Here is a 13,555-nt window from a genome sequence, read left to right on the forward strand (position 1 = left end):
GCTCGCTGGCTCACTAACTAGCGATGACTTTGCTCTAGCACAAGTGCATTATCACGCTCAGCGCGACTAGCCTTCCACCGTCGAATAACGTAGACCGCCATAATAAACAATGCCACTCCGGCCGTCATAAATGCCTGATATCGATATAGCTCATTGGTTAACATATAACCTAAAACCATTAATATCGCGCCAATTACGACCCATGTAAGCCACGGGAAAAGCCACATCTTGAATGACAACTGGACGCCATTACGCTCTGCCCGAGCTCGCATTCGCAACTGCGACACCGCGATTACTAAGTACACCAGCAGCGCCATTGCCCCAGTAGTTGACAACAAAAAACTAAATACCTTTCCAGGAAAAAGATAATTCAGCAAACATCCGGCAAAACCGGCAAGTGTGGACAGCAGGACTGCAACAGTAGGAGCTCCATTCCTGGACACATACCTAGTAATCGGCAGCGCCTCCCCTCTTGACCCGAGAGAATAAAGCATACGCGATGCAGTATATAGCCCTGAATTCATGCAGCTGGTCACCGCTACCAGTACCACTAGGTCCACGATTACTTTAGCCGCCGGCACATGCAGCACCTCAAGCACGCGTTGGAACGACCCGACCTCAACTAAACGAGGGTCATCCCATGCCACTAGTGCGATCACTAGGAATATTGATACAAGATAGAACACGGCAATTCGATAAACAACCAGCTTCGTGGCGCGACGAATCTTTTCTTGAGGATTGGTGGTCTCAGCTGCAGCAATTGTCACCACCTCCGCGCCGAAGAATGAGAATATCGTAATCAACACTCCTCCAAGCACTGCTCCCCATCCGTTCGGCATGAAACCACCATTCGAGGTCAACTTCGACAGACCTGAAACTTCTGCTAGAGGCCAAACGCCTAAAACGGCCATCGCCCCGACAACGATAAACGCGATGATGGCTAGAACTTTGATCAGTGCGAACCAGAACTCGAATTCGCCGAAATTCTTAACACTGACTAGATTGCTACAAGCCAGAATAAGCATTATTGCAAATGCAAAAACCCAAGACGGAATAGAGGGGAAATATGTGTGGAGAATGTCCCCTCCAGCTATCGCCTCGACGGGTATGATCAAGACCCAGAACCACCAGTAAAGCCAACCGATGGTGAAACCCGCCCAGGGCCCGATTGCCTCCCCTGCGTAGGTCGAGAACGAACCACTGTTTGGATTGGCTACGGCCATCTCACCAAGCATCCGCATCACCAGAAGCACTAGTAAACCGGTCATAGCGTAGGAAATGAGAATTGCGGGACCAGCCGCTGCGATGGCGCTGGAGGAGCCTATGAATAGGCCGGCCCCAATGATTCCAGCAATGGAAATCATGGACACTTGACGCGAGGTCAAGCCATGCTGAAGGGAGCTCTGCTCATCAGTATGAAACGACATCATCTAAACCTTCGATCAACTGCGCCACAGCGGTGCTGTGGCGAGTTTTGTCATTATTTTTCTAAGCTCAGTCAAGCCATAGAATCGAGATTTCACTGACTGGTAGCGCTAGACTCAAACAGCTGCAGTGATGATGATTTCCACCAGCATCCCGGGCTTGGCCATTCTGACCTGGCCGCTCGAACGTGCTGGCGCTTGTTCTTTCACAACCCAAGCATCCCAAACTTTATTGACCTCATCAAAATCTCTAAGATCATCCAACCAGAGGACGGCGTTAAGGATCTTCGTCTTATCGGAACCGGCAATCTCCAGAAGCCTGTCAATTTTGTTAAGTACTTCGCGAGTCTGCTCAGCCGCTGATTGGCCAGGAGTTCCCACTTGCCCAGTCAAATACACTAAGCCGTTATGCTTGACGACGTGATGGACGCGGGTATCAAACTCGTAACGTTCTATATCGCTCAAAACAACATCCCCGTTCAGGCTTTTTATTCAAATCACGCTTACAATTATTGTCGCTGCTGAATATTCGCTTCACTCACCGAGGTAAGCTTTCTGCACCTGTTTGTCATGCAGCAAATCTTGGCAAGCTCCGGTCAAGGCAATGCGCCCTGAGTCAATCACGTAGGCACGATCACACGTCTGCAGCGCTAGTCGCGCGTTCTGCTCCACCAGAAGCAACGTCACTCCGCCTTTCACTACGTCGCGAATCGTTTCGAAAATCTTCTGCACGATGATCGGTGCCAAGCCCATCGATGGCTCATCAAGCAGCAAGAGTTTCGGTCGCCCCATCAGAGCTCGTGAGATAGCGAGCATTTGCTGCTCACCACCGGACATCGTCCCCGCGAGTTGATGAGCGCGCTCTTTCAAACGAGGGAAAATTGCATACATACGTTCGATATCTGCGTTGACAGCATCTTTGCCATCTGTGCGCGAAAAAGCGCCCATTTCGAGGTTTTCGTGCACAGTCAGCTTGGGGAAAATTCCTCTCCCCTCAGGCACGAGTGCTAACCCTTCCCGGATCAAATCGTGACTCTTGATGGTTGCGTGTGTTTTGCCAGCAAAGGTGATCTGACCTGCGCTGGGTTTCAGGAGACCAGCCAATGTTTTAAGGGTGGTGGTTTTGCCCGCCCCGTTCGCACCAATGAGAGCGACCATCTCGCCTTCAGTGACCTGGAGATCAATGCCTTTGATGGCCTGAATAGCCCCGTAGGAAACCTTGAGATCATTCACTTGCAGTATGCTTTTCATGCTACGGCCTCCGAACCCAGGTAAGCCTCAATGACTCTCGGATCCTTCTGCACATCAGCAGGGAGTCCATCAGCGATTTTGCGTCCAAATTCCAAAACGGTTACTTGATCGCACAGCCCCATCACAAGTTTCACATCGTGCTCAATCAACAACACCGTTTTGCCGTCAGCCTGCATCTTGCACATGAGTTGGCGTAAGCCCTCTGTCTCCGAAGCATTCATGCCCGCAGCAGGCTCATCCAAGGCGATCAGCTTGGGCTCAGTAGCCAGTGCGCGGGCAATCTCCAAGCGACGCTGATCGCCATAAGAGAGATTCTTTGCCAATTCGCCAGAAAGATGAGCGATACCCACATAGTTCAGCCAATGCCTGGCGGCTTGCCGAATTTCACGCTCTTCCCTCACGCATGCCGGTGTCCGCAGGATCGCCCCGAAAACGCCACTATGGGTACGAACGTGTCGGCCGATCATCACGTTCTCGAGCGCGGTCATGTTGTGAAAGAGACGAATGTTCTGGAAGGTTCGTGATATCCCAGCTTCCACCACTTTATGAGGTTTGCTAATCCGCAACGGTTTACCGTCGAAAACTACCCTGCCCTGCTCGGCTTGATAAAGCCCAGTCAGTACGTTGAAAAGCGTGGTCTTGCCTGCCCCGTTGGGGCCGAGCAAGCCGCGGATTTCGCCCCTACGGATATTGAGATCGATACCGTGCAGTGCTTGCAGGCCGCCGAAAAATTTGCTGACCTGATGAAGCTCCAGAAGGACGTCGCTCATGCCTTGTTCGCCTCTTTAGCCGTATGTTCAAAAGACGCTTGCGTAGCCGGTGCGTGGACAACGGTACTCAAGGCTGCAGTTGGGGTTTCAAGCTCAGGATCACCTTCCTGAAGCTCGGCACGACGACGATCGGATGGCCACAACCCTTCAGGTCTAAAGCGCATGACCAAGATGAGAGCGAAGCCGAACACAAGCATCCGCAGAGTTGAGGCATCGAGGACATTGCGCAAAATATCGCGACTGATGAAGGTGACGTTATCCATTACCCAAGGCTGGACCCAGTTCACCAGATCGCGGAACAGCTCAGGCATAACCGAAAGAATGAGCGCCCCAAGCACGACGCCTCTGATCGAGCCCATACCGCCCAGAACAACCATGGCGAGAACCATAATTGACTCCATGAGTGTGAACGATTCCGGACTAACGAATCCCTGATAGCTGGAGAACAGCACACCCGAAACCCCACCGAACGTGGCACCCATCGCGAAGGCCAGTAGCTTGAGGTTTCGCTTATTGAGCCCCATAGCCTCTGCAGCGACCTCGTCCTCGCGCAGCGCCATCCAAGCGCGACCGATACGTGACACTTCCAATCGCTTGGACAAGACGATGCAGAGAACCACGATGAAAAGGAAGAACAGGTAGTAGCTGATCACCGGAGAGACATCGAGTCCAAACAGGCTCCAGTTCTGTTGCAGGGAAAGCAGAGGCGCTTTTCCTTCTCCCGCTGCGTGGATCCAGGGTCCCCCATCAATGTGCAAAGGGGCAATGTTGCTGATGCCCTGAGGACCATTTGTGAGATTCACTGGCTGGTCGAGGTTATTCATGAAGATCCGAATAATCTCGCCGAAGCCAAGCGTCACAATGGCGAGATAGTCGCCCCGAAGTTTCAGCACAGGCGCTCCGATGAGCACCCCACATACCGCGGCAACCACTGCTGCGACCGGAATGATGACCCAAAGGGGCCAGTCCAGGATCCCCGCCGTGATGCCAACCATATTCAGGTGGGGCGAAGCCAGCAGGGCGTACAAATAGGCTCCGATTGCATAGAAGCCGATGTATCCCATGTCCAGAAGACCGGCGTACCCGATAACGATGTTGAGGCCCAGTGCAAGCAAAACGTAGAGCATCGCGAAACCAAGAATACGAACCCAGGTAGGGCCCAACACCGGTATCGCATCGACGATGAAAGGCAGAGCTACGAACGCAAGAATGAGCAACAGATACTGAGCTTTAGGACTTTTCATGGTGAGTTGCCCTCTTATGCCCGATCAGCCTGGCGTTCACCAAGCAGACCGTTGGGCCGGAACAGCAGCACCAAAATCAGGACTGCGAACGCAAAGATGTCTTGATAGTTGGCCCCCAAAAATCCTCCGGTGAGTTGACCGGTATAGCCTGCCGCTAGCGATTCGATGAGACCCAGCAGCAGGCCACCTGCCATAGCACCAAATAGGTTGCCGATACCACCGAGCACAGCCGCTGAGAACGCCTTGAGACCAAGCAGCAGTCCCATGTACGCATCGGCTTGTCCGTAGTTGATCGCGCGCATCACGCCCGCAATGGCGCCCAGACTGGCACCGATCAAAAAGGTCGCAGAGATGACCCTGTTGATGTTGATGCCCATGAGCCCTGCAACTTCCTGGTTCTGTGCAGTTGCGCGCATGGCCTTACCCAAGCGGGTCTTATCAACCAAAAGCCAGAGGCCGAACATGATCACAACAGCAATGAGCATGATGGCTAGCTGGACATTGGTCATAGTTGCGCCGAAGACATTAACCGGCTGCGTTTCCACGACCTCAGGGAAGGTTTTATAACCCCGCCCCCAGATCATCATCGCCAGATTCTGCAAAGCGATGGAGATACCAATCGCCAGAATCAAAGGGGTCAGTCGAGGCGCTTTGCGCAACGGTCGGTAGGCGTATTTTTCCATGCCTTGCGCCAACAGCATGCAGACCACTGCGGCAGCCATGATGGCAATCAGAAGGGTTACGATACCGGGGGCAAATCCTGCGCCGGCAAGCATCGTGAGAACGGAGATGGTCACCATTGCACCGACCATGACGACTTCGCCATGGGCGAAGTTGATCAAGCCGATGATGCCGTAAACCATGGTGTAGCCCAGCGCTACAAGAGCATAAATGCTGCCCAGCACAAGACCGTTGAGCACCTGTTGCAACAGAATATCGAAATTACCGTCCACGAGCTGAATCCTCGAAACTGCGTTGACGACAACACAGGCGTTAGCTGTGTTGTCGGGACTGGCAGATGGATAAAGTCTTTTTGTTTTTTTGCAGGCTCGCCTGCTAATTATCCGAGGGCTTTACGTCGTTCAATCCCGTTGAACAGCCAGCGTTTTCCATGCGCCACCTTCGAACTGGAAGACGGTGGCTGCTGGGTTTTTCAGATTGCCCTTCTCATCAAAAGCGATGTTTCCAGTTACGCCTTCATAGGTTTCGGTCTTGAGCACCGGCAGATAAACCTTAGGATCTGCAGATCCCGCTTTCACCATGGCGTTAATCGCCGCCCAGGTAGCGTCATAGGCTGCTGGCGAGGACTGGACCACACCAACGCCAAACTTATCCTTGAGCTTCTGCTCGAAGGCGGCGCCTTTTGGCATCTCTAACAGAGGCGTACCGTAGTTCCAGGCGTAAACACCTTCAGCTGCGCTACCAGCCATCTGCTTGAAGGAGTCATTTGGAAGGTTGCCGATGTTCATGAAGCGTGCTTTCAAGCCCAGATTTTTCATCTGCTTCGCCATCGGCGCTGCTTGATAATCGAGCGCTGCGAAGAACACTGCGTCAGCCTTTTGAGCTTTGGCAGTCGTAAGAATGGCGTTGAAGTCTGTCGATTTGTCGTTCGTGTATTCGCGGACCACTACGTTGCCACCCGCAGCTTTCACTGCCTTGGTAACCTCATCCGCCAGCCCCTGCCCGTAAGCGGTGCGGTCGTCAAAAATTGCGATACGCTTGGCTTCCAGCTTGCTGACCAGGTAATTACCCGCATATCGGCCGAGCGTTGCATCGTCGTTGACCACGCGGAATACCGAGGGGATCCCTTGCTGCGTCAGAGCTGGGTTTGTGGCCGAAGGCGAGATTTGCGGAATGCCAGCAGCGCCATAGATCTTCGAAGCGGGAATACTGGTCCCTGAGTTGTAGTGACCAATGACTACGGCAACCTTAGAGTCCACCAGCCTCTGGGCTACTGCGGTGCCAGTACGAGGATCTGCAACATCGTCTTCGGAAACCAGCTTGAACTCTGCTTCTTTGTCGCCAATTTTCAGGTGCTGCTGGTTGGCCTCCTCGATAGCAATTTGGATCCCGTGCTCGACGTCCTGTCCCTGGTGCGCCGATGGACCGGTCAGAGGGCCGGCGAATCCGATTTTCACGACTTGGCTTTCTGCCGCCTGCGTCGTTCCCATACTCATGATCAAGGTAATCGCAGACGCGAGCGCGGTCAGCCCACGTTCTTTGTTGTTTTTCTTCATTTCTGGTGCTCCCAGTAGTAGTCGTATCAACGTCGGGACACTGAGCAAGCGGGTGAGGAGCCAGAAAGCAATACGAGCCCTCGCCATCGCTCACCACATGCATTGGCGGAAACGACAATGCACTTGTAAGATAACAGTCAGCAGCTAACTGTCAATAGGGCTATGATGAGGGCACGACCGGGGGCCGTCGGGTGAAACACCAACGGCGCAGAAAAACGGGAGCAGGAATCACCAAAATGCTGACAAACCCTTCAAACATGCGCGATCGAGCTCATCCGTTGGCGACTCTGAAAGCCGTTGTCGAAGAAAAAAGAAATTTTGGTGATCAAATCTGCAGAAGGAGGAGAAATCGATATGAGTGAGACTTTGGGATCACGACGAGCAAATCTGGCCGAGACGGTAATTCAAGAGCTCACTCACCGGATCGACAACGGCACATGGGGGCCAGGTGACAAACTTCCGTCGGAACAAGAGCTATGCAGAGAGTTCAGTGTCAGCCGGCCAGTGGTAAGAGAGGCCGTGGCGTCACTGAGGCTAGGAGGACGCCTGCTTGCCCGCCAGGGTGTCGGAGTATTTGTTGTTGGGCAGGACATAAAAAAAATTGGCTTCGCTATCGACGGCGTCGTCGACGATGTGAGAGCCGCAGCACAGATTCTTGAGCTACGTCTTGGTGTCGAGAGTGAATCAGTAGCCCGCGCTGCCGAACGACGCAGCCCAGCCAGCTTGGCATTGATTACGGAAGCGTATGATCGCTTCAACGCCCTAGAAGATGTTTCACTCCAGGAGGAAGCCGAAGCCGACTTCCAGTTTCATTTAGCTATTGCCCGAGCGACTAACAACCCCCATTTCACCGAGCTACTCGAAGCATTAGGTCCCGAGATCATCTTGGACCTGCACCTCAAGCATCGACAAGTCCGAGGCAGCAACAGGCAAGCGCACACCCGTAAAATCGCTCGTGAGCATGGGGCAATCCTGTCGGCGATCAGCCTGGGCGACGTAGCTGGGGCGCGGGCAGCAGTACGCAAGCACCTTGATGAAAGTCTTTCCCGGTACCAGGCAATGCTGGACAGCTAGCCCGGACCTGCTAGGCGAGGTAGCAGTCAACGTAGATTCCGCTGGCTTGACTAAGCCATCATGGCGTGATCAGAAGTGCAAGACGTCACCGGGTACACTGACCGTTTGGCAGTCTTTTGAGAATTCACAGGAGCAGTGCCGCTGCAACCTGCGTATTAGAGGCCTTGGTTGCGGATGGGCGGGGCTATCCTAAAATCCACCCGATTGGTCAGTTATTTGATAACATACAAGCATAATATCATGCCGTAGATTATTGACCGTGACACCCTAGCTTTTGTGGAGACCCAACAATGGATGCAGTAATCAACACTCGGAGGGGTAACCTCGCAGAATCCGTTATCCGCGAGCTGTCGAATCGCATCGACTCTGGCATTTATGGCCCAGGAGAGAAGCTTCCGTCCGAGCAAGCCCTTTGCAAAGAATTTAACGTCAGTCGCCCCGTCATCCGCGAAGCCGTGGCGTCATTGCGCTTAGGCGGCCGGCTCATAGCTCGACAAGGCGTTGGTGTTTTCGTTGTAGAGCAGGACGTAAAAAGAATTGGGTTCGCCATCAGCAGCATCGTCGATGATGTTCGCGCTGCTGCGCACGTACTGGAATTGCGCCTCGGCATCGAGACTGAATCTGTAGCCCGCGCAGCCGAACGACGAACCCCTGCAAGCCTGGCGATGATTACTGAAGCGTTCGATCGCTTCAACGCTCTGGATGGCTCAAATCTCGAAGAAGAAGCGAAGGCTGACTTTGAATTTCACCTCGCTATCGCCAAGGCAACCAACAACCCTCACTTCGCTCAGCTGCTTGAAGCACTAGGCCCGGATATCATCCTGGATCTGAATCTCAAGCACAGCCAGGTTGGCGGAAAAAATCGTCTGGCGCACATCAAAAAAATTGGACGAGAGCACGGTGCCATCTTATCGGCTATCACCATGGGTGACGTGACAGGCGCACGAAATGCACTGCGCAAGCACCTTGAGGAAAGTCTTTCTCGCTATCAACGGCTGTTGGCGGAAAGCAATTAATCGCTCCGCCATGGTGTATGCCTCTAGACACTTCAGTCCAAACCGACGCGTAGCCAATCTGGCGCAGCAATCGGTTTGAATCTGAAGTGGGACAGTTAAAGCCCGAGACAGACGTACTTGATCTCGAGATAGTCCTCAATCCCGTAACGAGAGCCTTCACGTCCGAGCCCGGAGGACTTCACCCCTCCGAATGGAGCAACCTCGGTTGCCACCACCCCGACGTTCACCCCGACCATGCCATATTCGAGCGCTTCCGAGACTCGCCAAATACGGCCGACGTCTCTGGCGTAGAGGTAGCATGCCAGGCCGAATTCCGTATTGTTGGCCTCAACAATTACTTCTTCCTCCGTGGTGAAGCGGAAGATTGGTGCGACCGGCCCGAAGATCTCTTCCCGAGCTACACGCATCTGCGGATGCACATCGGCTAACAAGGTTGGTTCGAAGAAAGCCTCGCCCAGCGCGTGACGGCGTCCACCGGTAACAACGCGAGCGCCTGCCTCAACAGCCTCTGCAACCATCTGCTCTACACCTGTCGCTGCGCGGCCATCAATCATTGGCCCCACCTGAGTGCCAGGCTGGTCGCCCTTCCCGACTACCAACTCGTTGACACGCTCAGCGAAGCGCTCAACGAAGCGATCATAAATTCCATCCTGAATGTAGAAGCGGTTGGCGCACACACATGTTTGGCCGCTGTTCCTGAATTTCGCGATCAACGCTCCTTCTACCGCTTTCTCCAGATCGGCGTCATCGAAGACAATAAAAGGAGCGTTACCGCCCAGTTCCATTGTCACCTTCTTCACCGTCGCTGCGGATTGCTGCAGCAGTTGGATACCGATTGGCGTAGAGCCGGTGAAGGACAGCTTTCGCACGATAGGGCTGGCTGTAATCTCGCCACCAATGGCTGCCGAGTCACCCGTGACCACACTCAGCACACCTGCCGGGATACCTGCGCGCTCAGCCAGCACACACAGTGCCAGAGCACTGAAAGGAGTTTGTGATGCAGGTTTGAGCACCAGGGTGCATCCGGCTGCTAACGCAGGCGCAGCTTTGCGAGTGATCATCGCGGCCGGGAAATTCCATGGCGTGATCGCTGCACATACACCGATAGGCTCCTTGGTCACGAGCAGTCGACGATCTCCGCTTGGAGAAGGGATAACGTCTCCATAAATCCGCTTCCCCTCCTCGGCATAGAACTCAACGTAAGCCGCAGCGAAAGCGATCTCACCACGAGACTCGGCTAGCGGCTTTCCCTGCTCAGCGGTCATGATCTGAGCGAGGTCTTCCTGATGGTTCATGATTTCGTGGAACCAAGCTTGCAAGCGAGTGGCCCGCTCTTTAGCGGTCAGCGCACGCCACGCAGGCAGCGCCCTTTCGGCGCCCTCTATGGCACGACGCGTCTCAGCAGCGCCCATTCGAGGGATGGTTCCCAACGTCTCGCCAGTGGCGGGGTTAATTACGTTGATTCGCTGGCCGCTGTCTGCCGGCACCCAATCACCGTTGATGTAGCAAACTTCACGCAGCAAACCAGAATCGGCAAGTTTCATGTCGATTAGCTCGTTCGAAGAAATAAAAAAAAGTGGGGCCTGCACCGCGCCCCACTTGAGGTGAACCTTACTTGGAGGCCAGAGCCTTTTCGCGGATTTGGCTGAGCGTCATCCGAGGGGTCAGAGCTTCGGGATCGACCTGCACTTCAATCAGCGCTGGTTTACCCGACTCCTGGCAGCGCTCAAACGCAGCGGCGAAGTCCTCAGTTCGGGTGACCGTCTCGCCATGCAGGCCGAACGCACGAGCCAATGCTGCGAAGTCAGGGTTATGCAATTCGGTCCCGGACACGCGGCCTGGGTAGCTACGCTCCTGGTGCATCCGAATGGTGCCGTACATCCCGTTGTTCACAACGATCACAATCAGGCGTGCGTCATAGTGCGCAGCAGTTGCCAGCTCCTGACCATTCATCAGGAAGCACCCATCGCCGGCGAAGGCTACGACGGTACGTCGAGGATATGTCAGCTTCGCCGCGACAGCCGCCGGGACGCCATAGCCCATGGAACCGTTGGTTGGGCCCAGCAGCGTCCGGAATGTCTGGTGCTGATAGCCACGGTGCACCCATCCGGTGTAGTTACCCGCACCGCAGGTCAGAATGCTGTCGATCGGCAAAGACTTGTTCAACCACGAAATCACCTCGCTCATCTGCACATCGCCCGGCGAACGAGGTGTTTCGAAGTTACCGCGATACCCACGATTCAAGCTGCTGACCCAGTCGGTGAATGCAGCAGGTTGTACCGGCGGCAAGTCGGCAGCTTGACTGAGGAAGCTAGCAGGACCTGCGTTAATACCCAGAGTAGGCTGATAAACGCGTCCGATTTCTTCAGCGCTTGGGTGTACATGGATCAGGGTTTGCTGAGGAACCGGAATGTCCACCAGCGCATATCCACCAGTGGTCATTTCGCCTAAACGCGCACCGATCACGATCAGCAGATCAGACTGCTTCACCGCATCGACGAGCACTGGCCCGGCAGCCAATCCCATATCCCCTGCATAGTGCGGATCTGTATTGTCGAACAGATCCTGGCAGCGGAACGAAGCAGCCAATGGCAAGTTCTGCTTTTGCACGAATCGCTGTAGGTCAGCGACGGCGTCATCATTCCAAGCACCACCGCCGGCAATTACCAGTGGCTTCTTTGCCTTCGCCAGCAAAGTTTGCAGCTCGCTCATTTGACCCGGAGCAGGAGCGGCTTCGACACGCTTTGCTGGTCGTGCATCGGGCACATCCACCAAATCGGTCAACATATCTTCCGGCAGTGCTACGACTACCGGACCTGGCCGGCCACTGATTGCACGCTGGAACGCCTGGTTTACCAGTTCAGGAATTCGAGCAGCGTCGTCGATCTGGACAACCCATTTGGCCATCTGGCCGAACATGCGGCGGTAGTCCACTTCCTGGAAAGCTTCGCGCTCGATTTGATCCCGGGCAACCTGGCCGATGAAGAGGATCATCGGCGTTGAATCTTGGAAAGCGGTATGCACGCCAACCGAAGCGTTGGTTGCCCCGGGCCCGCGGGTGACCATGCAGATGCCAGGCTTACCAGTGAGTTTGCCGTAAGCCTCGGCCATGTAGGACGCCCCACCTTCTTGGCGGCAGACGATTAATTGAATCTCGTCTTTCACGTCGTGAAGGGCATTCAGCACATCGAGATAGCTTTCACCCGGTACGCAGAACGCTCGGTCTACGCCGTTAACTCGCAGTGCATCGACCAAAACCTGACCGCCACTGCGCTTGCCTTTGGATGGATTATTCATTGTGTTGTTCTCCTCAGGCCTGGGGTCAAATGACCGAGTCTTCCAGGAATGGCTTGTTATCGATCACGCGCTGATAGGACAGCGCACTGAGGTCCAGCGAGCGATAACCGCCGTAGGTGATCAGCTCGGACAGGCCGCGGCCAATTGCGGGGGCTTGCTGCAGCCCATGGCCGCTGAAACCGTTGCAGAACAGGAAGTTACTTACTTCGTTATGCGGCCCCACAATGGCGTTGTGGTCCAGCACACAGAAGTCGTAATGCCCAGCCCAGTAGTTGACGACTTTGATGCCTTCAAAGGCAGGCACGCGCTCGGCCAGGATTGGCCAAACCTCTTCGTCGAACTCGTCGTGCAGGACTTCAAAATCTTCGAAATCCACCTCTGGATCGTTCTTCGGATAGGTGCCACCAAGGTAGAACTTGCCCTCCGGGCGGAAGAAGACGCCAGTCGGATCGATCGTCAGTGGTACCGTACCTTCGAGCGGCGTGCGGCAATCGAAGACAAACAACGAGCGGCGACGTGGCTCGACCGGAATATCCAGGCCGGCCATACGGGCAACCTTGGTCCCGCGAGTTCCGGCGCAATTGACCAGCAAACCACAACCGATTCGCTCACCGCTGGCGAGCTGTACGCCGGTAATGCGATCACCTTCGCGCTGAATGCTAGCGACCTCGTTTTCAATGTACTCGATACCCATCGAGCGAGCTTTACGACGGAAGCCATTGAGCATGCCCAAGCTATCGAACCAGCCTTCACCGGTTTGGCCATAACTCGCACCCGCCAAACCGTCGGTATTTACCCAAGGGAATTTGCGCTTCAGGTGTTCTGGGTCCAGAAGGTGGACGTCGGCACCGTGGGAGACCTGGGTATCGTGCAGGCGCTGCAGCACCTCATAGCCACGGTTGTCGCCCAAGAACAGGTAACCATTTTCATGGAAGGCCAAGTTAGGACGATCTCCGTCCACTTCCATCACGTCAGGGAAGTTGCGAACGAATTCAGCACCGAACTTGGAAATTTCAATATTGATCGGATTGGAAAACTGCTGACGAATCGAGCTGCTCGAAAGCGCAGTCGCCGACTTGTTGTAGGTCCAGTCACGCTCAATCACCAGTACCGAACCCTTGAAGTCTGGGTTGTTGGCCAGAAAATAGGCGGTGGAACTACCGTTGACCGCGCCGCCAACGATCACCACATCGTAGTTCTGCTGTTTTGCTGTGGAAGCCATGGAATAAGCTCTCTTGTGAT

Annotated in this window: 12 protein-coding genes; 2 read left to right on the forward strand and 10 right to left on the reverse strand. The window is 54.5% G+C overall.

The features are described from left to right. Positions 1 to 17: 17 nt before the first annotated feature. The 7 genes from ACIPZ5_RS23850 to ACIPZ5_RS23880 all read right to left on the reverse strand — a co-directional run bounded on the left by ACIPZ5_RS23850 (position 18) and on the right by ACIPZ5_RS23880 (position 6,926). On the reverse strand, positions 18 to 1,427 hold the full coding sequence (locus tag ACIPZ5_RS23850; RefSeq protein WP_400811020.1) for an amino acid permease: 1,410 nt from the start codon (positions 1,425 to 1,427) through the stop codon (positions 18 to 20). Between the two features lie 114 nt (positions 1,428 to 1,541). Beyond that, complete coding sequence (locus tag ACIPZ5_RS23855; RefSeq protein ID WP_400810918.1) at positions 1,542 to 1,889, reverse strand: RidA family protein; 348 nt, start codon at positions 1,887 to 1,889, stop codon at positions 1,542 to 1,544. Positions 1,890 to 1,958: 69 nt separating this feature from the next. Then, positions 1,959 to 2,675, reverse strand: a complete 717-nt coding sequence (locus tag ACIPZ5_RS23860) for an ABC transporter ATP-binding protein (RefSeq protein ID WP_400810920.1) — start codon at positions 2,673 to 2,675, stop codon at positions 1,959 to 1,961. After that, entirely contained in the window at positions 2,672 to 3,445 is a 774-nt protein-coding gene (locus tag ACIPZ5_RS23865; protein WP_400810922.1) for an ABC transporter ATP-binding protein, read from the reverse strand. The genes ACIPZ5_RS23860 and ACIPZ5_RS23865 overlap by 4 nt, the downstream gene beginning before the upstream one ends. Continuing rightward, complete coding sequence (locus ACIPZ5_RS23870) at positions 3,442 to 4,689, reverse strand: ABC transporter ATP-binding protein (protein WP_400810924.1); 1,248 nt, start codon at positions 4,687 to 4,689, stop codon at positions 3,442 to 3,444. Before ACIPZ5_RS23870 ends, ACIPZ5_RS23865 begins: the two co-directional genes overlap by 4 nt. 14 nt (positions 4,690 to 4,703) lie before the next feature. Further along, positions 4,704 to 5,642: a branched-chain amino acid ABC transporter permease gene (locus ACIPZ5_RS23875; RefSeq protein WP_400810926.1), complete on the reverse strand. Its 939-nt coding sequence runs from the start codon at positions 5,640 to 5,642 to the stop codon at positions 4,704 to 4,706. Positions 5,643 to 5,771: 129 nt separating this feature from the next. Continuing rightward, on the reverse strand, positions 5,772 to 6,926 hold the full coding sequence (locus ACIPZ5_RS23880) for a branched-chain amino acid ABC transporter substrate-binding protein (protein ID WP_400810928.1): 1,155 nt from the start codon (positions 6,924 to 6,926) through the stop codon (positions 5,772 to 5,774). 354 nt (positions 6,927 to 7,280) lie between these two features. On the opposite strand from ACIPZ5_RS23880, the gene ACIPZ5_RS23885 reads away from it, so the two are divergent. Both ACIPZ5_RS23885 and ACIPZ5_RS23890 read left to right on the forward strand, forming a co-directional pair. Then, positions 7,281 to 8,000 (forward strand): FadR/GntR family transcriptional regulator, encoded by a 720-nt coding sequence (locus ACIPZ5_RS23885; RefSeq protein WP_400810930.1) that lies wholly within the window; start codon positions 7,281 to 7,283, stop codon positions 7,998 to 8,000. Positions 8,001 to 8,290: 290 nt separating this feature from the next. Continuing rightward, positions 8,291 to 9,016 (forward strand): FadR/GntR family transcriptional regulator, encoded by a 726-nt coding sequence (locus ACIPZ5_RS23890; RefSeq protein ID WP_400810932.1) that lies wholly within the window; start codon positions 8,291 to 8,293, stop codon positions 9,014 to 9,016. A 95-nt stretch (positions 9,017 to 9,111) separates the two neighbouring features. Here ACIPZ5_RS23890 and ACIPZ5_RS23895 read toward each other — a convergent pair whose 3' ends face one another. The 3 genes from ACIPZ5_RS23895 to ACIPZ5_RS23905 all read right to left on the reverse strand — a co-directional run bounded on the left by ACIPZ5_RS23895 (position 9,112) and on the right by ACIPZ5_RS23905 (position 13,535). Next, a complete protein-coding gene (locus ACIPZ5_RS23895; protein ID WP_400810934.1) occupies positions 9,112 to 10,560 on the reverse strand; it encodes an NAD-dependent succinate-semialdehyde dehydrogenase in 1,449 nt (482 codons plus the stop codon). Between the two features lie 67 nt (positions 10,561 to 10,627). Beyond that, positions 10,628 to 12,313, reverse strand: coding sequence for a thiamine pyrophosphate-binding protein (locus ACIPZ5_RS23900; RefSeq protein WP_400810936.1), 1,686 nt, complete (start codon positions 12,311 to 12,313; stop codon positions 10,628 to 10,630). 25 nt (positions 12,314 to 12,338) lie between these two features. Further along, positions 12,339 to 13,535, reverse strand: a complete 1,197-nt coding sequence (locus ACIPZ5_RS23905) for an NAD(P)/FAD-dependent oxidoreductase (RefSeq protein ID WP_400810938.1) — start codon at positions 13,533 to 13,535, stop codon at positions 12,339 to 12,341. Positions 13,536 to 13,555: the final 20 nt, after the last annotated feature.

The organism is Pseudomonas sp. NPDC089428 (assembly GCF_044749325.1).
Lineage (GTDB): Bacteria > Pseudomonadota > Gammaproteobacteria > Pseudomonadales > Pseudomonadaceae > Aquipseudomonas.